Below are 24,966 nucleotides of genomic sequence, written 5' to 3'. Positions count from 1 at the left end.
TTTTCTCCTTGTGATTGTTGAGTTGTTAATTAATGTTTAACTTTTTAAACTAGCAGCACCAAAAGTGGCATTGAACTTGCGGCACCAAATAGCCACAGATTTGTAGTTGGCTAAATTAATGTTGTCAGGAATCACATAACTTTGAGCACCACTAAATTTTTTTAAAGGAGCAATAACAATGTAATCGTCCTTTTTTAAAGGGTATGCTGGTGGCTTAGTTGAACCAATTACATTTTCTAAACGATGTAAAATGACCACTAAATCAGGTCCCATTTCAGAAGTCTTGAATGACTGTTCAAGCTCCACTACTGCTTTACCATTTTTGTTGGTAATACGAACTGTGCCTTGTGTTGTATGTTCTCCGGAAACAAAGGTGCCAGAACTTATAGCACTTGCATTTTGAGCCTGCGCCTGAATTGATGATACAGGAACTGATTCATTTGCTGGAGCCGAACTTTGGGTTAACTCATTCTTGGAAATTTCTTTTGTACAGCTAACCGTAACCGTGGTAGCTAGAATTAGTGTTAATAAATATCCTAATTTCATAATTGAAAATGCCTCAGTACATCAATTGGTATTGGACTTTTGCCTTACACTGTAACCTAATTGTTGCTTGAAGAATTTGTCGAAAAATTATTAACATCTAAGGATTGATACTTAGAAAGCTGAAATTTTGTCTAGAAACTTCTCAGAAATTTCTCAGCAAAATCTAAATTTTCCGCATCGGAGCGAAGCTAAAAACCTGATTTTGCGTAGGTTGGGTTGAGGAACGAAACCCAACATGAAGGCCTTGCTCGTAACTTACAAGTTGTCAAATTTACATTTATTTATATATAAAATCGTATTTATGCTGTAAAAATAGCATATTTATATAGTAAAATACACGTCATTAATTTATTGGAGCATTCAGAGATAATACCTGAAAAATCCAAAATTTAATATTTAATATTTAAACTTATTTACTAAACCATGCAACCAGCATCTATGAGCAAAGCTAACGATCAAGATATGTTGTTGCAACAACCTTGGCAGCGCGAGCGGCAAATCATAGCACGCTTGTCTTCATTGAACTATCGCACTGGTGAACTAGGCAGCTATTTACATAACATTGCCTGCGGAGTCAGCGAACTCATTGATGTAGATTGGACAGTTGTTACTTTTTGCCAAGAGGGATTTGAAACTATTCTAGCTAGTAGCCTTGAAATGGCTGAAGATGCGCCTCGTATTTATGCATTGCATGGTCGGTTAATTGCCAATGTTATTCAAAATGGTCGCTCATTGGCTGTTAAGGATGCAGTGGCACATCCGGAGTATGGCAGACCTGCACCAGGTTATCGAGCATACCTGGGAATACCATTACAAACTACCGAAGGTGAAGTATTCGGAACTGTCTGCTCTTTTCATCGGCAACCAAGGGAATTCACACAAGAAGAAATCCAAATTGTGGAACTGTTTGCAGAACGTGCGGCAACAGCGATCGACCACTATCATCTTTACCAAAAACAGTGCCAATTTAATCAATTGTTGGAAGTTGAAGTAGAAAAACGCACGGCTCAACTACAGAGAGCACAAGCCAAGCTTGTAGAACAGGAACGCTTAGTAGCGATTGGTGAATTCGCTGCGACGATCGTACATGAAATTCGCAATCCCCTAACGACAATGATTATGGGATTGAAGTATTTTAAGAAAACTGTTTTGACTGAACCAGCTCAAGAGCGATTATCTTTGGCACTTAGCGAAGCGAGTCGTCTAGAAAATCTGCTAAGTGAAATTTTGCTCTATGCCAAGCCCCAGGTGCTGCAACTCAGTGAATTAGATTTGAATGAATTCATTCGTGAGTTGCTCGTGCCAATTCGTGAAATGCCAGAAGCGCTGTCACGACAAATTGAATTTATCCCAGAGTTATCTACAGTCAAAATTTTGGGGGACAGAGATAAGCTCAAACAAGTGTTTATTAATATTGTTCGCAATGCCTGTGAAGCAGTTTCAGCAGGAGATGTCATTAAATGGCAAGTAGACAGTTCGTCTCCCAAAGTCTGCATAAATGTGTGTAATAGTGGCGAGCCTATTCCTACAGAAATCCTCGCAAAACTAACGCAGCCGTTTTTTTCTACAAAACCTAGTGGGACTGGGTTGGGACTTGCCATTACCAAACGTATCGTCAATGCTCATGGTGGAGAATTATCCATTCAATCTGACGCATCAACCGGAACTACAGTATGCGTTCAATTACCGATGGCGATCGCAGGCGGCTGTGGAACTCTAAGAAAACCTAAATGAACCACACCGTTGGTAGGAGCGCGGCGGCCTTGCGCCCCTACAGATATGGTCTATTTATTTAAAAATAGCTGTAATATCAAATCCGTTTGTATCGGAATTATTCCTCTGTCCTCTCCCTCTGCGTCCTCTGCGGTTTTTTAATCATTTAGATGCTACCGGATTTGATATAAAAGCGCAACAGCTGACAATTGCCAAGAAAATCGCTAATTGCTAATGGCGTTGCATGAAGAGCAATTAGCAGCCAGCGATTCAAGGAGCGCCGAAAATCTTAAGATTTTGATATTTTCTTTTTATTTAACAACAACAATCATCCGTGTAATATGCATCATCAATGCGCTCGGATGAGTATCTACCCCTGATGTTTTCGTTGAAAAATCTGCCAATAGAATCAGCCTCATGTAACTCTTCCCAGGTGTCAGCCTCTACCCCGTAATACTGATAGACTGCTCCGTTATGAAATTCGACCTGCAAAACCTGTTCCTCGGGATCGTATCCCACCGCGTCAGCCATTGAGGAACTTACAGGTAACATCTCAATTGATTCCGATGATGAAGGCAGTGCAGGAGAGTCAGCAACGATCGCATTCAGTTGCTGTAGCCCTTCATAAGCTTGTATCGGTGCGGGAATCGCCACACACTCATACTCGTCACCTCGGTCAATCAACAATTGCAAGTACTCATCTGAGTGAGCGATCGCTACGAGATTGCTCAAATCTATCTTAGACAGTTTCATTCAAGTTTTCTCTCCTGCTGGTATAATCAGAGTATTATTTGTCTAGTTAAAAACGTACTAGCGCTTTGCTTTGCAAAACAATTTTTATAGTACTATTGTACTATAGCAAGAGTCAGAGGTCAAGTGGTATCCGGAGAAATTATTTACCGCACCAGTAACTTCTAACACGAATGAATATCTGTGACGGCTCCACACACCGCACTTGCGTGTCGGTGTGGGCTTCTTAAGAAATTAAGAAGTTCGTCATTAGCTTAACTAAAACGGGTTAAGAGAATCCTCTGTCACAGAGTTTCTATCTTGAAATCCTCAAATGTGACCTGAAATCCCTCTCTTTCTGGTGACGCACACATAAGACCGACTTGCAGTGTTTCTACCTCAGTCAGATACGCCAACCTGAGCATGGTGTAATTGTGACCGTCAAATGAGTATTGCACCTCAACTGTGGTGCTTCTTCTATACAAACGCAACCACAAAGAAGGAGGATTTTGCAATAATGGTACAACTGACCAATCAGAATAATCTCTCGTAACAACAGCACTGACTTGCTGTAAGCCATTTACGAATTCAATACCAGTCTTAATCCAAGTTTTTTCATTTAACCTGACCATGATTCCGGCTTGGTCATACAAGACTTGGTAAAGTCCTGTGATTTTCACAGTAACGCTAAAATCTCCCGTGACCTCTTGATAGTAAAAATTTCCACTGTCACGAATGAAACCATAGTGAGTGACACGCCAAAAATCAGTTTTTGCTCCTGAGGTAACAGTAACAGTCCCATTTTCATCTTTCCAAGAGAGCGGTTCGTTGTACCATTTCATAGAAGTTATTAGACCACCGTGAATTTCGTGAATTTTTATGCTTTTCGCAAGCAAGGGCATTTTTGCAAAAACTCAGATGCTTTACGTTCTGCATCTGGATTGTGAATATGTGCTGTTGTTGGTTGGATAGTACCATTAAACAAGTCATCCAAACCATAAGGTGTAAAAAATTGCCACTCCCCATTTGTGTTTACGCGCACTCCTACCGCCGTAGCAGTATGCAACCAATTTTTAATGCCATCTTCTGTACTGTCATATGTTTTGTTACCGGGACGCCAACGAGCAAAACTAGCTTGATTTTTGATATCAAATAGGTAATTGGGAAATTGTTCCGTCAGGATTGCTTTAGCGGCTAGTTCTTGAGAGCGATCGCCCTCCGCATCAAAAAAGGCAATATCAAAATCTTTGATAACTAACTGACACGCTTCACCAAACAGCTGTCTCCACACAGTATTTCGTACTGCACCGCCAGCCAACCACCAGTTAGGGAGATTAATTTGAGCGATCGCAGGTAATACAGCGCCAACAGGGGAATTAGCTAAGAGTGCTTGGAGGCGATCGGTACTATTCATAAATTTATAATCATCAAATTTTATCAAAAAATTAATCTACGAATGACAGTATAAGCATTAAGCTCATAAGTTAACCTTTATAAATGAAAAATTTTATCTTGTGCTATGGAAGACTGGTTTGTACGCCTTGCTGCTGGTAAGTCTCAAGCTTTTACAGCAAATTTCAACCTAGTGAGGTACAAAAATTACCCCCCTCTGTCCCCCCTTACTAAGGGGATGAAAGGGGGGTGTACCTCATTAGACTGAGAAAGGCTATATAGGTTTTCAAGTACCTTTTCAAAAAAAGAACACAATCAAGGCTTTAGGAGCAACGAGCCAATTGAGCAGAAAACCATTGGCTATACTTATCAAGTCTGGGGTCTAGAAAAAATTCATCAGCATCTTAACTGCTATCAAAAAGTTAGAGACGCTATTAACCGGATTATTCCAGCCTTCTCATCTTCCCTAAAAGGGAAGCTTTGTCGATAAATGAATAAGAATTATTTAACAGTTTCTTACCCCACCCTAACCCAGACCTTGGAAAGGGGAGGGAACCGGAAATTCAATTTCCCCCCTTCCATCGGGGGGACTAAGGGGGGTAAATTCGCTTTGTGTGTACACCGTAGCTTTGGTAAGGGGGGACAGAGGGGGGTAATTTTCGTACCTCACCAAGTTGAAATTTGCTGTAAAAAAATATCTCTGATATGGATATGTTTGATTTTTCAAAACCAGTTGAGCTATGAAAAACAGCCACCACAAAAGAGGGGAAAGCGATCGCTCTCTCCTCTTGTACAGTAAGAAATTGGTTCAATCAGTTAAGCTGGTTTGATTTCAGGACGTCCGTTTTCAACCACAAATGAAGCACGATTGCTAATCGTACCAAATGGAGTTGTCACTTCTGACACAACTTTATAGTCTGTTGTCCAACTCTGAGGAGTTAACACACAACGTACATATCCCCGTTGACCGTTGTAAAACTTAATGTGAGGATTGTCTGGCAAATAAGCTTCAACTGTGGGGCTGGAGTCTGCACCATTTCCACCGGAACTAATTGAGGTACACACAAACTCGCTTCCAACAGTGGCAGAATTTGGGTTGTTAAAGTCAGTTTTTAACTCCATTGCCCAATTGGAGTGTACATCACCTGTTAAAACAACTGGGTTGGATGGTTTGCGCTGTCCGAGGAAATTTAGCAGTCTTTGTTGAGCAACAACGTATCCATCCCACTTGTCCATGCTGAAGGTTTGACCTTCTCCTGGTGTAAAGTCTCTCTGAGCAACTGGTACTTGTTGAGCTAATACGTTCCAAGTCGCCTGAGAGCGATCTAGACCGTTGAATAACCATTTTTCTTGGCGATCGCCAAGGAGTGTTGCTTGTGGGTCAAAAGCTTCTGCACAACGTTGTGTAGTCGTGTCTCCACAAGGCTGATCGGTGCGGTACTGACGGGTATCCAACACGTGGAAGGTTGCTAGTTTTCCAAAGGAAAGGCGGCGGAAAAGTTGTAGATCTGGTCCCTCTGGTTTTGAGAAGGGTCGTAGGGGCATATGTTCGTAATAAACTTGATATGCGATCGCCCGTCTTCGTAAAAACTCAGCTGGATCTTGGTCATCATCATCAATTTGAGAGGTTGCATTAGCGTAATTATTCTCAACCTCATGATCGTCCCAAGTTACAATCCAAGGGAATGCAGCGTGTGCTGCTTGTAAGTTCTCGTCACTTTTGTACAGAGCGTGACGATTGCGATAATCTTCTAAGGTTTTGATTTCAGGACTGTTGTGCCGTCTGGGAGTATTTGTTGCGATTCCGCCTTCATAAATATAATCACCAGTATGCACAACTAAACTCAGGTCTTCCTCAGCTAAGTATTTATAGGCTGTATAGTACCCTTGCTCGTAGTGTTGGCAAGAGACAAATGCAAAGGTAAATTTGCTGAGGTCACTTTCAGGTTTGGGCGCTGTACGAGTGCGACCAATTGGGCTTTCTTCCGTACCTGAGATAAATCTGTACCAGTACCAAGTGTTAGGTTTCAACCCATTAACAACAACGCGAACTGAGTGACCCAATTCTGGAATTGCAATTTCCGTGCCTTTTGCTACTATGTTGCTCATATTGGGATCTGTTGCCACTTGCCAACGAATTGGCACATTAACCTGTGGCATCCCACCTCCATTTAAGGGATCTGGAGCTAAACGAGTCCAAAGAACTACGCTAGTTGCATATGGTTCTCCAGATGCTACACCAAGTGTAAAAGGATAGCTAGAGAATGGTACTTGGGCAAGCACTCGTTGATGGGAAAATTGGTTGGCGATCGCCAACCCTGTCAATGCTCCTGCCCCAATGATTAAATTGCGTCGCTTGATTCGACTGTACAGAAATCGCTCGAAAGCCCTGTAATCCATCATTCTTTTGCCCCTGGTTGACAGGTAAATGAACGCAAACAACAATTGTTATTTTGCCGAATTTAACCTATCACTCGGACATTAATTTCCCACAAAGAGAAAGTTAATATTCTTTTAATTTGATATTTTTCTTCTCAAAAATTTAATACGGTTGCTTTATGAGAACTATTATAATACTTTGGTAATGGTCACTTTTTTTGTTAAAGCAAGCGAAAAATGAATGGATAACGATAGGATACATCGGGAGTATCAAGCACTCGAACGATCGCAATAATTGGCATGAAAATACTAACAATAATTAATATCACGAGTAATGGAAAACCGATTATAAAAAGAGTTAATAATGCAAAAATAAATCCATAAATGTAGAGATTTATGTGAAAATTTAGCGATTCTTTAGCATTGTCTTTAACAACAGAGTCTTCAGTCGTTAACAAAATTCCTATGGGAACACCTACAGAGACAATAGTTGAGCTAAAGAATATTGCTCCGTGACAAAGAGCTGAAAATAGTTTGCGCTGAGTCAGTCGATCCATATATTTAGAGAAAGAGGATTCTAGTTGGGCTTTTGGGTCTTTAATCGTCGAAATGGTGATTTAGGGATTTTCAAAAAACATTGAAAAAGGCAGAGGGCAAAAGGCAGAGGAAAGCCTTGAAGAACAAAACTGTCACACCATGCATGAAAAATGTATTTCAAATAGCTACCATCTGCTATTTTGAAGTCATTCACGGAAAAAACCCACAACCAAGAATAAAAATTAATCTTTCCCAGTCCCCAGTTCCCAAGTCCTATTTCCAAGTCAGAAGATAAGATGCCTTCTGCCCTCTGCCTTTGCACTTGTGCCTTCTTTAAAGTCCCTTAGAAAAATTTGCCTCTAGAATCCTTACGGTGAATACCAATGACTGTGGGACGGGGTACACCTGTGGGGTCATTTTTACCACCGTATTCGGTAGGAATATTGCTAGGCCAGCTACTACCGCGAGGTAATGTACGTGTCTGGTTAAATGTATTACCATTCAAATCCAGTAATTCGATAGTACGGCTAAGTTCAGTACCATCGTTAACTGGCACGTTTTCACCAGGATGCTGTACGGAAAGAACCAGGGTATCACCTACAAGAGTGGGTCCGGTCATTTCGCAACGAACTGGACCGTAAGCAAAGGGGATAACTCTTCCTGCATCAGGACCTTTGACGGGAATGACAAACAACCAGTTGTTACCAAATACACCAGTAAAGGTAGAAACGTTACCAGTTGCTGTGTGGTTAATTGTGTTTGGAGTTGGATTAGCACCAAGACCAAAACCATTGTGGGTGTCAGTAGACATATCTGTGACACCCCAAATATTTCCTTTAGGATCGATGAGCAAGTTATCTACGTTGGCAAAACCAGCGCCTCCCTCAGAACCATCTTCCCCACCTTGTTTAAAATTCTCCCAACGGAAGGTAGTGCCTGTGCCGTCTTCACTACCTTCGATAATCTTGTAAAGCCCACCAGATTGTTGGGTAGCATTAACTGCGGAGCTTAACTTAGCAACTTGGAAAATCCGCGAATCTGGGTAGCCGTCGCTTCCTGGCGCACCGTCTGTATAAGCAACAAACACTTCTTTGGTGTAAGGATGCACTTCTAAATCTTCGGGACGGGCTGTGGGAGTTCCTCCAACTAAGTTCGCAGCTAAGAAGGCGTCGCTAAGAATTGCGCCTTGGCTGGTATAGAAGTCAGAAAGTTTTTTATTCTGATAATCCGGTAAAGCTGTTGCTTCGTTTCTGCGATCGCAGTTAAAAGCACCGCCATCTTCTGTTTGTCCAGCAATGTCTTTGCGTCTGGGTAATTTCAACAGACCATCTCTTTGAGCTGCTCCCAAAGCATTAAACTCTAGAGAGGAAATAACTGATGGTGGAATAGGATTGGTTGGCGTGTCTAAGTTTAGAGCAATCCACTCACCAGTACCATCTGGGTTGAAACGAGCAACGTAAAGTGTTCCTTCTTCCCACAACTGGCTGTTGCTCTTATCAGTGACTGAACTAATCGTTCCTTCACTCACAAACTTCCAAGTGTGTCCGCCACGTCTGTCATCGCCTAAATATGCAACTAATTTGTTGCCTGGTTCAGCACGGTAACCAACGTTTTCATGGCGGAATCGACCCAACCAAGTATGTTTGCGCGGACGGAAATGGGGATCTGCGGGATCGACCTCTACAATCCAACCGTATTTTTCTCCAACTAAACCAAAAGTCTCACCAACAGTTCCTCTGGTGTAACCTGTTTGAGTTCCATCAGGTTTGACTGATTCTGTCACACCAACAAAAAACTCTGCACTTCCTTGGAAGTTTTCTTCGCCAGAGAGGATTGTACCCCAAGGAGTTGTACCACCGGAGCAGTTATATCCCGTGCCAATGATTCTGTTACCTAACCCGTCTGAACTGAGAGAAAACACTTCACGTGCTGCAGGCCCAGTACCGATAAGGTAATTCTCATCACCTTGTTGATAGCTCAAGCTACCCCAAGAGGTTACTTTTTCATATCCATCGCGACGTTCGCTGTTAATTCCCAATCCTGACAAACCGTGAAGGCGGCGGTTTTTCGCGTCTCCTTTGACCACTACAAAACGACCGTTGGAGTTTTCTCGGCTAATACGAACGATAGAACCACCTATGTTGTATAAAAATTCTCCATCTACGGTAAGGTTTCTTTCTGAAGGGAGTGAAAACCCAATGACACTTTCAAAAACTGTTGGATATCCTGCTAAGTTTGTAGGTGTCTCTGGCGCTAAGAAGGAAATGGGATAACTCACGTATTCATGATTCACCCATAGATAGCCTTCATTATCCCTTTCGTCGGCAGGGATAAAACCAGTGTAGTCGCAGTTGTAGCCAAAATATTCTTCTGCGTTAGGGAAAACGCGATCGCCCCAACCGACAATTGTGTAACGCTCATATTCTGGTGGTACAACGACATCATCAATCACTTTGTAACTGGTGAGATTGAGAGTAGAGGTATCCAGAACTTTTCCTTGACCGATAGACTCTGGCAAGAAACTGTTTTTGTCTTGATAAATGTCGAGAGGATGTGGCAAGCGTACAGGGGTAAAACTGAGGGAGCGCGGACCCTTTGCTTGTGCAACATCAACAGTACCGCCTAAAACTCGATCGAACACTACAGCACCTGCAGTGCCTGCAAAGAATAACAGTATTTGTCTCCGACCAAACTTGGACATGATAGAAGTTCCCCCTTGAGTTAAGTTTTCACCCTTATAAAATTTGTCTTGTATGGCAAGGAGCCAAAAATGACTCGAAATTTTCCATTGCAAAATTTCTGGAAACTCTGATTTTTTTCCAGCAAATTAAAAGCCAGTTGCTGTCAGTACAGGATTGAGTTTTTAAGAAACCTTAAAACTGAACCCGTGTACTATATACCCAAAAATGAATGTATGCTTTTTAGGTTAAGAAGAGGTAATCTTATAATTAATAACTCATTGTTTAGGTCTTTATCTTGACAAATAATAATTTATGATGGAGTTTTGGACTTATATTCATAACTTTTTCAGTTGATTTGAGAATAAACAGTTTTATTTTTGATTCTTATTATTGCTTGATAGTTGATATCTATCAAACTTCAAGACTTTTATTTATCATTCTTAGTAGTCCGCCACATTGAATTTGATGAGTCAGTAAACCGATCCCCTCCTCTCGTTCCGGTGGTTCTACCACAGAATGCAGGCCGCGAGGCTCTGCCTCGCACTCCAGGTAGAGTACAGGAGGCGGAGCCTCCCGTAAGGCATTCCCAGCCTCAAGTTGGGAACGAGGTAGTAAGAAGTTTGGACTGCCCCTCAAAATTAATATGGTGGACTACTAGAAAAACGTTCCCAAAAAAATCCTGCTACATTTGCGACTTGGGACAGCAGGAACAATACTGTTACTAATATCCTTAGTTGCTTGGAGTTGTGCGATAAAGAATATGTCAATAAATTGAGATAGAAAGGGAGCGGCTCAACTTTGATACGCTTATCAGTACGCTGTGACCTCCGGGTATGAAAGCAAAACGCGCCGCGACCGTAGTTGAAATGCTGACGCCAAAACTTGGGTAATGTTAAATTATGAGCGTGGTGAACTTGGACTTCTGGAGCATAAATCATCTTGTATCCTTGGTACAACCAACGATCGCAAAACTCCCTGTCTTCTCCAGCCGCTAGAGGAAAAGTTGTGTCAAACCCCCCAAGAGCATGGAAATGGTCTGTTGGCAAGGCTAAGTTATTAGACGTAAAGAACTTTGGCTGTCCGGAATCAGTGTTGTAGTACGTATAGAGGTAATCAATAAGTAATTGGCTAGCAGTGGAATAAAGATTATTCGGCAGTGCGTTGAGAGTTTTACCACCAACCATGATATCTGGTGCTGTTGTAAAACGAGTCGCTAGGGTTGTTAACCAATCAGGCGCAGGTACACAGTCGTCATCGGTAAAAACCAAAAACTTACCCTGTGCTCTTGCAGAGCCAGTGTTTCTTGCTGATGCAGGTCCGGCGTTGGTTTGTTTGAGTAGTGTGAAGTTAAGCTCTTTGTAGAAAGGAGCAACAACTGACTCTAAGGGCGTTGTACTGCCATCGTCTACAACAATAACTTCAAAGCGATCGCGTGGGTAGTCCAGACGAGTTAGAGAATTAAGACAATTTGTCAGCTGTTCTGGACGATTGTAGGTAGGAATTATAATTGAAAACAATAACTGTGTTTGTTCCATTAGAGATTCACCAGCAACTATAAACTTTTACTTTTTGAACGTGACAGAGCTAAATGAATAAAACTTAGTAACTTTTGAAATAACTCTGGTGAAAATAATCGAATGGCTGTCCCATAAATAAGAGTTCCGATTCCTATACAAATAGCTAACAGAGTATGTGAATTAACTAAGCCATAGAGAAGTTTTTTTGCACTTAAAATAGCAATGACCATTATGAGAGAACTCATCAATGGAACAATGAATTGCCGTAGATATGCAAGCAGTGGCGTTTGGATCAACCTACTAACGACCCATTGACTAATAGGGAAAACTAAGTAACCACGAATTACGTATGCTGTTGCCACAGCAATAATTCCCCATCGCACTGCTAGTACAAAACCAATCACATTGAGTACTGCGTTTAGTAAACCGAACCAAAAAGTCAAAGACGGTTTACCCATTGCAATAAATACAGAACCTTTAAAAAAGGTAACAGCCTTGAATATTCCGGCAAAAGCCAAGACTTGCATCACCGGAATAGAGGGTATCCATTGCTTTCCAAACAACAACAAAACTAACTCAGGTGCCAAAGCAGCCATACCGAGGAATGTAGGAAAGGCTACCAAAGCAGTTAACTGCGTAGCAGTATAAAATGCCTTACGAAAAAGCTCAGGTTCTTTTTGAAGCAGGGAAAAAGCAGGTAACGCAACTTGTTTTCCCGTATTTACAAGTAACTGCGTCATGACGCCCAACACACGGTAAGCAATGGTATAATAGCCCAGAGCAACCGAACCGAGGAAATAGCCAATAAGAAAATCATCGGCTCTAGTGTTGAAGAAGCTCAAAAGGTTGAATCCTAATATATTAATCCCAAAGCTGAACAACTGTTGGAAATGTTTGAAAGAAAATTTGATTCCTGGTCTCCAATCACTAGATTTCCATAATATAAAGGTTCCGACAAATTCAAGCACCAATTGTTGGCTAACGAGGCTCCAAACTCCAAACCCGCATAAAGCCATGATGACACCAACACAACCACCTATAAATGTTCCTACTAGCCAGCGAATAGCAATTGCCTTAAAAGCAAATTTTTTTTCGAGAAGTGCTTGTTGAACATTCCCAAAAGAAGTTATTAAAAAAAGCAAAGAAAATCCCTGCAAGATTGACGCTAGCTGTGGCTTTTGAAAAAAGTTAGCAAATAGATCGGCTGTGGTGAAACCTGTAACTGTTAATAACACACCAATTGCGAGATTAGTCCAAAAGGCAGTATCCAAGTGTTCTGGCTCTAACTCTTGTCTTTGGATTAAAACTTGAGCAAATCCCTGGTCAAGAAAGACTTGCATAAAAGCTAAAAAGATGTTTGCTAGAGCCACAAGACCAAAAGCTTCAGGATCTAGCAAGCGAGCTAGTATAAAGAAGACAATGAGGGAAGCAGCTTGGCTTCCCCAATTTTGGATAGCAGACCAAAGGATTCCTTTTACTGCCCTTTGTTTAATGCTCATGTTGAAGCTTTATGTTGGTACAAACGGATTGAAGTTGAATCCTTTTTATGTCGAAGCTGGTTTAGGGCATAGTAACTTGTAATGAATCGGTTAAAAATTATGTCTACAAAAACCAAAATTTTCTGCAACAATTTACTTTTTTGTCCAAAAGGAAGGTTTAGCATCAAGGGTTTGATAATGGCAATTTTACGCCTCCATACCAAATATCCAACTCCAAGCTCATCCTCTGTCAGATTCCACTTTTTTTGCAGATGCTGTAAAGTAGAAATTCCCCATGCATCGCTCCAACGAAGCATATAAAAGTGGTAATCTGACCAGTCAAGTAGCGATCCTGGAACGTAAGTTACAATCGCAGAGGGTTCCAGATACACACTGCCCCCCGCACGAATTACACTCATGCAGAAGTCAACGTGTTCTTTGGTATTCATCAGTTCTTCATCTAGCAATCCAATCTGCTCAAATATCGCAGTACGAACCATTATGCAGTGGAACTCTGCAAGCTCAGTGGGCTGACGTTTTAGTTTGCTTTGAACATCCTTTAATCGTCGCCCTCGGTAGAGAAGCTTAGCATGGAGGTACCGTTTGGCTTGGCTTCCTTCGCCTTGAACTATGATGCGAGCCTCACCACCCGCACAATGCACTCGTTCATGCACGGGTTGTCCTTCACCAGTCAATGGAGTCACTACCGTGGCTCCTGTTTCTTCGGCGCACTCAACCATTTGCTTCAGCCAGCCTTGTGCGACGACTACGTCGTTGTCAATAAACACTACATATTTGCTACTGACATAACTAAGAGCGATATTTCTAGCTCGATTTGGCGAGAGATAATAATCAGTCCGAATGAGTTGAAAATTTCTTAACTGTGATTGAGTTTCGAGATAACTTTGAATATGAGGCGGTGAAGCGCCGTCTACATATACTAACTTGAAGGGGAAGTCCGTGTATTCGTAAATGCTCTCAAGAGACTCATGCGTAAAGCTAAAACGCTCTCTAGGTACAACAACAATTGTGACTTGTGGTTCTATCATTGGTGTAATTATAAACTAAGTTGGATTTGTGATGCATAAATTATGAGTGAAAAGCTTTTGAGAAAGTTTATTCTCTGGCAGAAGTTGCTCCTGCTTTTAGTCTCAGCTTTTCCCAAGCGCTAATATATCTAACGAAAAACATAACAATACAAACCTGGATTTTTTTCTCAAAGCCTTGCAGGCGGGAATCAAAAAAAGCATTAATCACAAATATTAAAGGAGGTACTAAATCCGTTGATAAATTTATTAAAAATCTTAAATTTCGTTGAATAAAGGAATTTTCTTTTCGGTTTTGTAAATCATAAGCACCTCCAGCCATACGAATTGTTCTTTTATACAACTGTCGCCAAGAATGTCTGGCTGGATGATATACGCAAGCATCATCCGCATAAACTTGCTTATAACTGTGAGCAAACACTCTTTGTCCCCAATGGACATCACCATTTGATTTCAATTGAGTATCAAAAAACCCCACTTTATCCAGAACACTTCTAAATGTAAAAAGATTTGCTGTTGCTCCAAAACGGCGCTTTTCTAAAAGTTGCTTCTGAGGAAAAGCTGTAATACTTTCATAAAGTTCTACGGGTGTTGCTTGCTCTCGAGCTTTAAAGAAAATTTCGATTTTACCTGCTACTAATCCACAGCCTGGTGTTTGTAATAAATGCTTCACACCTTTTTCAATCCAATCTTGAACGGGAATACAATCTGCATCAGTGAAAGCAATCACCACTCCTTTTGCCAAAGAGATTCCTTTGTTTCGGGCTGCATAGGAACCTGGTAAGCTTTCATATGCATAAAATGCTTGAGAAAATTGAGCGACTACCTTGGCAATATTTTCCTTTGTATCTGAAGCATTATCAACAACGATGACTTCATATAGATTTTTGGGGTAAAACTGGTTTTCTAAAGCTTCTAGGCAGATTTTCAATCGTTTAGCATCATTGAAAACTGGGATAATGACAGAAACAAATGGACTTTGTGTAATCATCAATCTATTTTGATAGAGATATTTGAGGTTTTGGTGGAAGGTAGAAAATACATTTAAATTTTCTATCTCCTACCATTTTTTCCATTACGGTTAGTAGCTCTGTGATGCTACTGAAGTTAAGTTATTATCTGTGGTTAATGCCTCTTTCGACCATTCCTGTTTTGTAAACTCCTCATAATAAGAGCGTTCAGTATTGACATTCCACAAATCGTGCTTTTCACCCAAGATATTTTTAACGGCAAGCATTGCTGTCAGCATTGAGTGATCCTGATTGTTATAGCGATGCATCCCGTTACGACCTACAGTTTGTAGGTTCTCAAAGGTTTTCAGGTAATTTTGTATAACTTGAAGATGCTGGCGGTACTCACTGTCATACACGGGGTAAGCTTTATGCTGGCGGATGACAACTCCGTCTTCAATCTTGGACTCCTTATCTAATAAACCCAACTCAACAATCTCACGGCTAGCTAAATCAATGAGTTCTGTGTCAGACATTTCCCAGAGATCATCGCCAACAGAGCAAAAATATTCCATCCCCAAACAACTCTTACTTTGGTCGGGAACCATTGCAGGACTCCAATTTTTAAAGTTTTGAATGCGTCCAACTTGGAACTCCGGGCTATGAATGTAAATCCAGTTGTCAGGGAATAAGTGTTCTTTATCAATCATGAGCGCCACAATCATAAAATCTCGGTATTTTAAACCGCGTGCTGCTGCTAGAACATCGTCAGGTGCAGCAGGAGTGAGTTTATGGAGTAGCGCTGTCACAGGTATCGTGGAAATAAATTGGTCGCCGTAGATTTGGATTGTTTTATCGCCTTGCATTGCAGTGATGCTCTTAATCACATTACCCTGACGTTCTATACGGGTTACTTGAGTGTTCAGAAGCACTTTTGAACCAAAGCTTTCGACTTTTTGGTGAAATTTCTCCCACATCATCCCCGGTCCTAACACCGGATAGTCAAATTCTTTGATTAAGCTTTTGGCGTTTTGGCTTCCAAACAGTGCATTAATCAGCGCTCTTTTGAGAGACATTCCTTGTATCCGTTGCGCCGCCCAGTCTGCTCGGATTTGAGTGCAAGGAATTCCCCATACCTTCTCAGTGTAGGTTTTGAAGAATATTCTGTAGAGGCGATGACCAAAGCGATCGCTCACCCACTCTTCAAAATTCTCAGCCTCTACAGCAGGTCGGAATTTTGTCTTAAGTTTTGTCTTTAAATAACTGAGTAAGATAAAGAAACTTTGGATAATTCCTAAATTTGAGAGTGCGTTGAATGGAGAGAGTGGATAATTAAAAAATTTACCTTGGTAATAGATTCGCGACAAACGTGGAACTTTGATGAAATCATTTCCTAAAACTTCTTGCCAAAGCTGCTGTACTTCTGAGACTTTTGTAAAGAAGCGATGTCCGCCAATATCAAAGCGATATCCTTTATAAACCTCTGTACGGGAAATTCCTCCAGTTTTGTCAGCTTGTTCTAAGACAATTGACTCTTTACCCTGCTTAACCAATTCGTAGGCAGCAGTAAGACCAGCCGGACCAGCCCCAATAATGACAACAGGATATTTTTTCATTTGTACAAGTCTCGTTTCTTAGGTTATCTTTTGTTATTTGCTTGAGGCAGTAGACACACTAGGTCTGAGTAAAAACCATCGATACGATAAGTGTTGAATTGTTCCAATTGCGAACGCTAAACCACTATAGAGGTAATAAAACCAATGCCAAGGAATGACTCGCAGCGCAAACCAAAAACCACACTTCTGCAAAAAGAAATGATAAACAGAAGCATTGATTGTTAGTAGCAATAGGCTCAAGACAATAGCCACTGCTAAAAATCCAGCCCACCATAAAGAGCTTATAAAAGCACCTAATAAGCTGAAGACTAAAATGACACTCAAACGACTAGATACTCCAAGGTTTAGGTCATTATTTAACTGGCGATCGCGCCAAATCAATTGAGTCCAAGGTAAAGCACGGTAAAAAACTTCAGCTTTCAATAGCGAAACTACACCCCAGTGTTTTAAGTGCTTAACCTGTAAATCTTTACACAATCGAATTTTATAACCTGCTCGGGTTAGACGATAACCTAACTCAATGTCTTCTATGCAAGGTTTGCGATAACTTTCGTTAAAGCCTCCTAGGGAAAAAAACACCTCACGACGTATAGCACCACAAGCACCCCAAAAAGTGAATGCTTCTTCGTTCGCTGTTTGATGAGTATAGTGATGAAGTAGATTTTTATACTGAGAGAGAAAGTTGCTTTCACCAGGCTCATCATCGTAAGAGCCGATGGCGGCTGCTATGCCTGGTTGGCGATGGAAAGCAACCTCCACTTGAGTTATGGAGTTTGGCAATATAGCCACGTCTGCATCTATGAAAAACAGAATGTTGCCTTTTGCTGCACGTGCTCCTATATTTCTTGCCCGTGCAGGTCCGGCATTCACAGCTAGTTTCAGCACCTTTACCCCAAATTCTTGAGCTATTTGCCAAGAATCATCATCTTCACCATCAACAACAACAATGACTTCTACATTGGCTGGAGCAAACTGAGCCAAACTTGACAGGCATTTACGGAAACTCTCACCGCCTTTGTAGACCGGAATAATAATCGATATACTAGGCTCTATAAGCAAAGGCTCGTTTTTCACCAAGGTTCTGCTAATTTATAGGTTTACTTGGCAAATGCGATCCCTGTCATGCACTCAGACTTTGCGTCTCTAAGACTGTTGGGCGAATTTGGAATTCCAAATTCTGAGTTTTGAATGACCGTTGTGTCAGGGTTTTAGACATTTCAAATGGGGGGTTTATTTCTGCCAATCTGTACTAGCTTTAGAGCTATTTTCTTGACACTTCTAAAAAATTTACAGAGAGAGTCTATTCCTTATTATAATTTTTATACCAATAAATAAATTTCTTTAACCAAAATTTACAATTTTTTTACAAAACCGCTGAATTTTTTAGGTCAATATTAAAGTTTGTCAAAGAAACTGGGTTCTTTGATATCCTTTTTGGCTAAAGCATCAACAGATTTCAAATACCAGAACACTACAACCAATGGCAAAGTATATTTATCCCAAGGATAAGCTTTCAGCATGAGTCCACAGTGGATGAACACCAGCCAGAATGCAAGATTAATACGTGAGAACCGCATACAGGTTAAGGCAGCAAAGCAGTAAAATATAACCACTCTCAAGAAATCATTTGGTAAAAAACCTTCCAATTTTATCAGAATTCCATGTGCTTCTAACGGAGGAAAGAATACAAATAATACTAGCAGTACCAGAGCTATATAAATATTTCTCCTGTTGAAAAAATTTTGCTTATTCAAATTTCTGCTAAACAACATCCACTCTGGAATGACAAAATATATTCCCATACAAGCTAGAAAATAAAGGCTTGAATGAAGTGAAAAAGCCGAAATTGACTTTTGAACATCTGGAGTTGTTTGTTGTGAGATCGCTGTGGAAGGAGCTAATCCATTAAAGAGCCAAATCCAGATAAAAATAGATGAAGCAGCGATTAGCGGAGCTATCCAGCGACGACTCATCCGAAATCCATTTTTTAGAAAAGAAATCAACTCATGACTCGCAATAGCCACGGGGAATACCAGCATATATTGACGTGATGCGATCGCTAAAATGAAAGCGAGACAGCTAATGATATGCTGTGAGCGCGTGTAAAACCAAACTCCAAGTAAAACAAAAAACGTGGCAAAAATATCTGTGTAAATAACTGTCCCCAACCAGAGGTAATAAGGAAACAGCATAAGTCCACAAACCGCCAACACACTGTTTCTAGTTGGATTTTTAGAAGAAAATCCAATCAGCAATGCGATCGCAAATGAGAAAACAAAGTTCACCAAGCGCCCAGCAAATATGCCGCCATTAAAGAGATGCTCAAGAACACCAAAAACTATAAAAGGAAGCGGAGTATTCAACTCCTTATAACTTTTTAAGGTATCCATACTAGGAATCAGACTATGGCTAAACAGCTTGCTAGTTTCCCAAAAATGTCCTTCATCCCATATGGGAGCAAATCGGAGTTGATTAGAAACAAAGAATAATACCGTATATACTACAACTATGCTTAAAAAAAACAACAAAGATTTTTTGTGTCTTTGTATACCATTACCAACCATAAATCGTTGCAGGCTAAGAGTAGCGATGGTAGAAACACAACCTGTGAATACTTTTGGTTAAGAAAAATACACCCCATAACAAAGGTTATTCACTTTAATTGTGTACTCTAGTACTAAGTACACAAGAACTCAAGTGATTCCGGAAATGTCTAACTGTGGCTTAATTCCTATCAATGTTTGTTACCAGCTAGCACAGATGTCTCCAGTTTTCGCCTCAAGGTCAAACCTCCACGTTGGCAGCATCGACTAAGGGAAAGAAAAGCGCTTGCCGATCGCTAACCGTAACTGTGCGTGTAACTGGAACTAGTTCTGGTTTTGTGACTCTTTTTATTTAAACAATGAAAGATAATGTGCTTCACCTTTTATCCTTCATCCTTATTTTGTCAGAAAGTTCGGGTTAAGAGAAGGTAATGCAGTCATTAATAACTACGTCCTTTCTTTTCAAGTCATTAAAGAATAATATTTGATAGAATCTGAGATTAGTGTAACAGGAAACCGGAGTTAACCGGAATCGTCTTTACGTACAAATACAACATTTTGTATTAAAAAATGCTACTAGTAACTCCACGGTACACTAAAAATTTGTTTTCTAGTAATTAGCCAATGACAATTTTTTCTGATTTTATGTCTAATGCTTGTATCTTCTATCTTAATTATTTAATAGTTGCTTTAAAATAGACAAGGCTATCCACTTAGAAAATAATTCTTCTTTAGTATGTTATCTTGTTTACTAGTTTTCTTGTCTAACTTTTAAAATGTATAATAAAATACAAGCAAAATACCCTGCTAATTGGTAGAATGAGAGGTTTGCCTTGACTTGAAGGGTAGACCGACAAAAAGGCACAGCAGCTTGCAAGTCGTTACTAATAGAAAGGTTGGGAAAATTCGTCCATGTCTGTAAAAAATTTTCAAAAAGAATCATTCCATCGGGTGAAACGTTGGTGCGCTCACTTTTTTGCGTCTGTGCCATTTTTGCTTACCTGTGCTGTTTTCTTAAGTGTTATTTGTTGGAAAAGTCCTGTTTTACTGCTTTGCTTGCTTTTTATTGGTTTAGCAACAACAGTCATTCAACAGATAGGACAGCAAACACATATATCCAGACACTGGCTGATTCTTTTGCAAACCCTAGCAATTGCTGCAATTCTCAGCTTCTTTTGGATAGACTACTTCAGTGTTCCAGCCGCAGCTCAATTTTTTGGCAAAGCGGAAAACTTTTTCAAAAACAATTTAACTCAGGGGACTCCACAGGGAAGTGGAACCGCAGCCGCAGTGAGTTTGGTGTTTAATGTTATACGAGCGCTTTACTTACTTTACATTGCTGTTGCCCTGATTGGCGTTGTGAATGCCGTTCGTAAAGATGAAGATTGGCAAGTCGTAGCCAGAACACCCCTATTGGTAGTTATTGCTGTTACCATTGCTGATGTGTTGACATCCTTTATCATTGGCTAAGTTTGGGGATGCGTTATGGCTGATGACCGAGACAAAGAATTTCGACCTGTCAACCAAATTCTGGGAAGCCAACCTTCCTTAGGACCAATTCCTGCCGATCAAATCTTTCCTTGGACAATAATTGCCCTTCTCTCCTACATGATTGTTAACGGCTTTTTTGGGGGTGCATTCCGAGATGAATGGCAAAAATGGTTGTGGACTATCTTAATTGCTGGGTGGGGCATGGGAACTTGGTGGATATTAACAGGGGGTAGAAGTTGGCGATTTCTGAGTAAGTTTATAGGTGTTCCGACCTGGACAAGAGGCACTGCCCGTTATAAAAGTTTTCTAGAATCTCACCATGAAAGAAAAAATAGGAAAACAAAGCGTAGGCATCGCGGGTCGAGAAAGTAGACTCACACCTTTTGAAGATGCCCTACATTTAGCCACAATGCTTCGTGTTGCCCTTGATAGTAGAGATATTGGTGCTTATATTTTGACAAAAGGCACTCAGAAAGATAGATTCTGCTTTGTTTTTGGTTTTGAGTGCCAAGGTATTCATACTACCCTAACAACAGATCAAATCGAGACAATTTGCAATAATATTGAGGTCGGGTTAAAAGACATTCCTGGGGAAGAAAGAATTACCTTTCACATGGGGTCTTTTAGTTCCGATAAACAGCGACAACAAGAACTGGCATCTCTTATTAAACGTGCCCCATCACCAGATATAAAATATTTGCTGATGGCGGAACGAGCTCGTATTAAAGAACTGACTCGTACTGGAATCCGCAAACCAAAATTTCTTCGCGTGTATGTGACGTACACTGTTGAACCAAGTGCTTCAGCAACGAATGATTGGATAGAGAAACTTTTGGCAAGAGGCGAACAGTGGTGGTTAAAATTCAAAGGTGATTTCGTAGATGTCAGAAACGAGCAAACTGAAGCTACGATCGCTACTGCTTACAAAGAAGGATTTCGTCGTTGGGAACAGCTTCTTTCCAACCAAATGGGATTGAATGTTAAACCTCTGACTGCTGTTGAACTTTGGCAGGAAATCTGGAGGCGATTTAATGACACTCAGCCCATAGATATTCCTCAATTGCTAATTTTAGATGAAAAAGGACTGCACGAACAAGTTTATTCAGACTTAGCGAGTACTAAATTGCTGATAGACAATCTCCACAGTACAACATTGCTGATGGAGTCTAGTGTACCATGTGCCGATCGCCGTTGGGTTCATGTTAACAATAACTTTGTTGGTGTGATGTCGTTTTTGGAAAAACCCGGTGGTTGGCAAAACAAATCTGCTCAACTGCGCTATTTATGGGAATTACTAGCAAGAGAAACAATTGTTGATACAGAGATTTTTTGTCAGTTAAGTGCGGCTAACCCCGCTTTAGTAAAAACCACTTTGCAAAGGGTTTTGAAGCAGTCGAATATAACAGCTTTGACGGCACAAGAAAAAAGCAAAACTATCGATGTCAACGCTCAATTAAAGCTGAGAAAATCGGTAGCGGCGCAAGAGCAATTGTATGAAGGGGCAGTACCAATTTATACATCTGTAGCTCTTCTCGTGCATCGCCCAAATCTAGAGAAGTTAGACGAAGCGACAAAGTATATAGAAAGTTGTTTTCAACGTCCGGCGCAAGTTGTTAGAGAAACAGAGTATGCTTGGAAAATTTGGTTGCAAACACTACCTATAGTGTGGGAGGGGTTGCTAGCAAAACCTTTCAACCGTCGTCAACTTTATTTAACAAGTGAAGTGCAAGGGTTAATGCCTTTAACGCTAACCAAAGCAGGCGACAAACGAGGCTTTGAGTTGATAGCAGAAGAAGGGGGAACACCCGTTCATTTAGATTTGTTTAACCAGCATAAAAATTTAGCACTGTTTGCCACAACTCGTGCTGGGAAATCGGTGTTGGTATCGGGTATTTTAACTCAAGCTTTAGCCCATAATATTCCAGTGGTAGCGTTAGATTACCCCAAACCCGATGGGACTTCTACCTTCACCGACTACACGGAATTTATGGGAAGGAACGGGGCGTATTTTGATATTTCCAAACAATCGAACAACTTGTTTGAACAGCCAGATTTGCGATCGCTGTCCAGAGACGAACAGCGCGATCGTATGCTTGATTATGTGGGATTCCTAGAATCAGCGCTCATGACAATGATTTTAGGGTCATCATCTGAAAATCAACTCCTGACACAAACAGTGCGCTCCATTCTCAACTTAGCTTTAGGAGCTTTCTTTACTGATGAAGGTATCAAACAGCGCTATCGAGAAGCTATAGAAGAAGGATTTGGCACTCAAGCTTGGCAAAAAACCCCCACCCTACACGATTTTCTCATATTTTGCTCTCCAGAACACCTACAGCTAGATTCCATAGGAGGCAGAGTTGAAGATGCACTCAATCAAATTCATTTGCGCCTGCGGTTTTGGCTTTCAAGCCGAGTAGGACAAGCGATTTCCGCTCCCTCCAGCTTCCCAACCGATGCGCCCCTTTTGGTTTTTGCTCTCAGAAACCTCTCCGATAATGAAGATGCTGCAATACTCTCTTTAAGTGCGTATTCAGCAGCATTGCGACGCGCTTTAAGCAGCCCATCCTCAATATTCTTTATAGACGAAGCGCCCATTCTCTTTGAATTTGAACAAATTGCTAGTTTAGTTGGTAGAATCTGTGCCAACGGTGCTAAAGCTGGTATTAGGGTTATTTTATCAGCACAAGACCCAGATACCATTGCAAAATCCAAAGCATCATCTAAAATTTTGCAAAACCTGTCAACGCGATTAATTGGTCGCATCCAACCAGTAGCAGTTGATAGTTTTACAAATATTTTAAAATATCCTCGAGAAATTATTGTTCGCAATGCCTCAGAAAGTTTTTTCCCCCGCAAAGAAGGCGTTTACAGCCAATGGTTGCTAGATGACAACGGGATTTATACTTTCTGTCGTTATTATCCTGGATTTGAACAATTAGCAGTTGTTGCTAACAACCCTCACGAACAATCCGCACGTACAGAAACTATGCAGCGCTACAGTGATAAGTATGAAGCAATTTCTGTCTTCGCTCGTCAGTTAGTAGCTTCGCTGCGGGGATCGTAAGGCTACTGCGAGATCCCCGACTTTTTAAATGATAGATCTGATCCCCCACCTCGTTCCCAGGCTCCGCCTGGGAATGCCTTAAGGGAGGCTCCGCCTCCTGTCTTAGAGCTGCTGCTTGCGCGAGGCAGAGCCTCGCAATACGCATTCCCAGGTTCTACCTGGGAACGAGAGGCGAGACAGTAGCCAATAAGGGGTCTCACCCAATTGACCAGCTGTATCCTTTAAGAAGTCGGGGATCTGAAGAAAATTTCTCTTCCCTAACCCCTAACCCCTAACACCCCTAATTAATTATGAAAAAAACTATTCTTTTGGCTTCTTCTTTAGCATTACTGGGAATGTTACCAGCCATGGCGCAATTTACCCAACCATCATTAGGGAAGGTTTGGGAGGACTTTCAAGAGTATGCGAGAGATTTACAATCTTACTTGGGAAATGAAACTTATCCCGGCAATAATTATGATAATATCCCCAACCCCGCAAGAGTTGTAGAATCCGAAATTAAAGATGCGATCGATTATTCCACATCTTATTATATCCAAGAAGGCAGAACACCTAACCCAATTGCAGCAGGAAATCGCTTTCGCGAGCGAGTGTTTGACAATTCTGCAGGCACTTTTGAAAACAATCCAGGAGTACAAGCAACAATAGCCGCTAATGAAATCGAGCGCCAAATTACCCGTGGTGTCGTGGAAAGTGTTTTGGGCGAACGAGGACAAGAACGGTCAAAAGCGAAGTTAGAAAATGTCGAGAATTCTGTTGAAACCATTGAGAAAGCTGTAGAAAGTGCTGAAGAAAGCAAAAGCATCCTGGATCAAATTGTCTCCACTGCTTGTCAGGCTGTAAGTGGTGGTACTGGTAATACTGGTAACGCTGCTAGCGCTGCTGCCAATTGTTCCAATGTAACTCAAGCAAATATGCAGTTACAAAACCTCATAATTCAGCGCGAGCAATCAAAAATGCTGGGGGCAACGCTTGGGCTGACAATACAAGGGAACCAGTTTCAACAATACTCAAACTTGAATCTAGCAAATATTTCTCAGCAGATGGAAGAGGCGAATCGTGCTAGAAGAGTTGATGCATCCGCAGAAGCGGCGCAACTTTTGAGAGCAACCTCTCAAGCAGATTTGCTAGGAGTTAGATCGACAGTGACCAGTGACCAGTGACTAATTCATTTCCATACTCCCCTAGTACCCTCGTTCCCAGGTTCTACCTGGGAATGCTACCCGCGAGGCTCTGCCTCAAGAGTTTATACTTGTTGCTAGACTAAGTCGGGAAAGATTC

Annotated in this window: 19 protein-coding genes; 5 read left to right on the top strand and 14 right to left on the bottom strand. The window is 41.1% G+C overall.

Features of this window, described 5'->3' with window-relative positions; translation table 11 throughout:
* Positions 1-36: 36 nt before the first annotated feature.
* Positions 37-546, bottom strand: a complete 510-nt coding sequence (locus F7734_RS16120; protein ID WP_155745657.1) for a DM13 domain-containing protein — start codon at positions 544-546, stop codon at positions 37-39.
* 438 nt (positions 547-984) lie between these two features.
* On the opposite strand from F7734_RS16120, the gene F7734_RS16115 reads away from it, so the two are divergent.
* Entirely contained in the window at positions 985-2,280 is a 1,296-nt protein-coding gene (locus tag F7734_RS16115) for an ATP-binding protein (protein WP_155745674.1), read from the top strand.
* A gap of 294 nt (positions 2,281-2,574) precedes the next feature.
* Here the strand turns inward: F7734_RS16115 and F7734_RS16110 are convergent, their stop codons facing one another.
* The 13 genes from F7734_RS16110 to F7734_RS16050 form a co-directional block, all read right to left on the bottom strand.
* Positions 2,575-3,012, bottom strand: coding sequence for a KTSC domain-containing protein (locus F7734_RS16110; protein WP_155745656.1), 438 nt, complete (start codon positions 3,010-3,012; stop codon positions 2,575-2,577).
* A 281-nt stretch (positions 3,013-3,293) separates the two neighbouring features.
* Positions 3,294-3,830, bottom strand: coding sequence for a DUF1349 domain-containing protein (locus F7734_RS16105; RefSeq protein WP_155745655.1), 537 nt, complete (start codon positions 3,828-3,830; stop codon positions 3,294-3,296).
* A gap of 35 nt (positions 3,831-3,865) precedes the next feature.
* Positions 3,866-4,402, bottom strand: coding sequence for a nucleotidyltransferase family protein (locus F7734_RS16100; protein WP_155745654.1), 537 nt, complete (start codon positions 4,400-4,402; stop codon positions 3,866-3,868).
* Positions 4,403-5,196: 794 nt separating this feature from the next.
* Positions 5,197-6,783, bottom strand: coding sequence for an alkaline phosphatase (locus F7734_RS16095; RefSeq protein ID WP_207714113.1), 1,587 nt, complete (start codon positions 6,781-6,783; stop codon positions 5,197-5,199).
* 197 nt (positions 6,784-6,980) lie between these two features.
* Positions 6,981-7,316: a DUF4870 domain-containing protein gene (locus tag F7734_RS16090; protein ID WP_155745653.1), complete on the bottom strand. Its 336-nt coding sequence runs from the start codon at positions 7,314-7,316 to the stop codon at positions 6,981-6,983.
* 323 nt (positions 7,317-7,639) lie between these two features.
* Positions 7,640-9,997 (bottom strand): PhoX family phosphatase, encoded by a 2,358-nt coding sequence (locus tag F7734_RS16085; protein WP_155745652.1) that lies wholly within the window; start codon positions 9,995-9,997, stop codon positions 7,640-7,642.
* A 618-nt stretch (positions 9,998-10,615) separates the two neighbouring features.
* The gene (locus tag F7734_RS16080) at positions 10,616-11,512 is read right to left on the bottom strand and encodes a glycosyltransferase (RefSeq protein ID WP_155745651.1); all 897 of its coding nucleotides are present in this window, start codon (positions 11,510-11,512) and stop codon (positions 10,616-10,618) included.
* 17 nt (positions 11,513-11,529) lie between these two features.
* A complete protein-coding gene (locus F7734_RS16075) occupies positions 11,530-12,993 on the bottom strand; it encodes an MOP flippase family protein (protein WP_155745650.1) in 1,464 nt (487 codons plus the stop codon).
* Positions 12,990-14,021 (bottom strand): glycosyltransferase, encoded by a 1,032-nt coding sequence (locus F7734_RS16070; protein WP_155745649.1) that lies wholly within the window; start codon positions 14,019-14,021, stop codon positions 12,990-12,992. The genes F7734_RS16075 and F7734_RS16070 overlap by 4 nt, the downstream gene beginning before the upstream one ends.
* A 67-nt stretch (positions 14,022-14,088) precedes the next feature.
* Positions 14,089-15,009: a glycosyltransferase gene (locus F7734_RS16065; RefSeq protein ID WP_155745648.1), complete on the bottom strand. Its 921-nt coding sequence runs from the start codon at positions 15,007-15,009 to the stop codon at positions 14,089-14,091.
* Positions 15,010-15,099: 90 nt separating this feature from the next.
* Positions 15,100-16,584 (bottom strand): NAD(P)/FAD-dependent oxidoreductase, encoded by a 1,485-nt coding sequence (locus F7734_RS16060; RefSeq protein ID WP_155745647.1) that lies wholly within the window; start codon positions 16,582-16,584, stop codon positions 15,100-15,102.
* 33 nt (positions 16,585-16,617) lie between these two features.
* Positions 16,618-17,658 (bottom strand): glycosyltransferase, encoded by a 1,041-nt coding sequence (locus tag F7734_RS16055; RefSeq protein ID WP_347566211.1) that lies wholly within the window; start codon positions 17,656-17,658, stop codon positions 16,618-16,620.
* Between the two features lie 320 nt (positions 17,659-17,978).
* Complete coding sequence (locus F7734_RS16050; RefSeq protein ID WP_166481940.1) at positions 17,979-18,974, bottom strand: hypothetical protein; 996 nt, start codon at positions 18,972-18,974, stop codon at positions 17,979-17,981.
* Positions 18,975-20,039: 1,065 nt separating this feature from the next.
* Here F7734_RS16050 and F7734_RS16045 point away from each other — a divergent pair.
* From F7734_RS16045 to F7734_RS16030, 4 genes are all read left to right on the top strand, one after another.
* Entirely contained in the window at positions 20,040-20,597 is a 558-nt protein-coding gene (locus F7734_RS16045) for a hypothetical protein (RefSeq protein WP_155745645.1), read from the top strand.
* Between the two features lie 15 nt (positions 20,598-20,612).
* Positions 20,613-20,990 (top strand): hypothetical protein, encoded by a 378-nt coding sequence (locus tag F7734_RS16040; RefSeq protein ID WP_155745644.1) that lies wholly within the window; start codon positions 20,613-20,615, stop codon positions 20,988-20,990.
* Positions 20,938-23,685: a hypothetical protein gene (locus F7734_RS16035; RefSeq protein ID WP_155745643.1), complete on the top strand. Its 2,748-nt coding sequence runs from the start codon at positions 20,938-20,940 to the stop codon at positions 23,683-23,685. Before F7734_RS16040 ends, F7734_RS16035 begins: the two co-directional genes overlap by 53 nt.
* Before the next feature lie 290 nt (positions 23,686-23,975).
* A complete protein-coding gene (locus F7734_RS16030) occupies positions 23,976-24,848 on the top strand; it encodes a hypothetical protein (RefSeq protein ID WP_155745642.1) in 873 nt (290 codons plus the stop codon).
* The last annotated feature ends 118 nt before the right edge of the window (positions 24,849-24,966 follow it).

This window comes from Scytonema sp. UIC 10036 (assembly GCF_009725235.1).
Note: the sequence above shows the minus strand (reverse complement) of the source record. Positions and strands in the feature narration are given on the sequence as shown.

Excerpts from the sequence above, each read along its gene's own strand:
- F7734_RS16040 (WP_155745644.1), top strand. The coding sequence starts at position 20,613 with ATGGCTGATGACCGAGACAAAGAATTTCGACCTGTCAACCAAATTCTG.
- F7734_RS16085 (WP_155745652.1), bottom strand. The coding sequence starts at position 9,997 with ATGTCCAAGTTTGGTCGGAGACAAATACTGTTATTCTTTGCAGGCACT.
- F7734_RS16065 (WP_155745648.1), bottom strand. The coding sequence starts at position 15,009 with ATGATTACACAAAGTCCATTTGTTTCTGTCATTATCCCAGTTTTCAAT.
- F7734_RS16045 (WP_155745645.1), top strand. The coding sequence starts at position 20,040 with ATGTCTGTAAAAAATTTTCAAAAAGAATCATTCCATCGGGTGAAACGT.
- F7734_RS16115 (WP_155745674.1), top strand. The coding sequence starts at position 985 with ATGAGCAAAGCTAACGATCAAGATATGTTGTTGCAACAACCTTGGCAG.
- F7734_RS16090 (WP_155745653.1), bottom strand. The coding sequence starts at position 7,316 with ATGGATCGACTGACTCAGCGCAAACTATTTTCAGCTCTTTGTCACGGA.
- F7734_RS16110 (WP_155745656.1), bottom strand. The coding sequence starts at position 3,012 with ATGAAACTGTCTAAGATAGATTTGAGCAATCTCGTAGCGATCGCTCAC.
- F7734_RS16120 (WP_155745657.1), bottom strand. The coding sequence starts at position 546 with ATGAAATTAGGATATTTATTAACACTAATTCTAGCTACCACGGTTACG.
- F7734_RS16105 (WP_155745655.1), bottom strand. The coding sequence starts at position 3,830 with ATGAAATGGTACAACGAACCGCTCTCTTGGAAAGATGAAAATGGGACT.
- F7734_RS16060 (WP_155745647.1), bottom strand. The coding sequence starts at position 16,584 with ATGAAAAAATATCCTGTTGTCATTATTGGGGCTGGTCCGGCTGGTCTT.
- F7734_RS16030 (WP_155745642.1), top strand. The coding sequence starts at position 23,976 with ATGAAAAAAACTATTCTTTTGGCTTCTTCTTTAGCATTACTGGGAATG.
- F7734_RS16070 (WP_155745649.1), bottom strand. The coding sequence starts at position 14,021 with ATGATAGAACCACAAGTCACAATTGTTGTTGTACCTAGAGAGCGTTTT.
- F7734_RS16075 (WP_155745650.1), bottom strand. The coding sequence starts at position 12,993 with ATGAGCATTAAACAAAGGGCAGTAAAAGGAATCCTTTGGTCTGCTATC.
- F7734_RS16035 (WP_155745643.1), top strand. The coding sequence starts at position 20,938 with ATGAAAGAAAAAATAGGAAAACAAAGCGTAGGCATCGCGGGTCGAGAA.
- F7734_RS16095 (WP_207714113.1), bottom strand. The coding sequence starts at position 6,783 with ATGATGGATTACAGGGCTTTCGAGCGATTTCTGTACAGTCGAATCAAG.
- F7734_RS16100 (WP_155745654.1), bottom strand. The coding sequence starts at position 4,402 with ATGAATAGTACCGATCGCCTCCAAGCACTCTTAGCTAATTCCCCTGTT.
- F7734_RS16050 (WP_166481940.1), bottom strand. The coding sequence starts at position 18,974 with ATGGATACCTTAAAAAGTTATAAGGAGTTGAATACTCCGCTTCCTTTT.
- F7734_RS16080 (WP_155745651.1), bottom strand. The coding sequence starts at position 11,512 with ATGGAACAAACACAGTTATTGTTTTCAATTATAATTCCTACCTACAAT.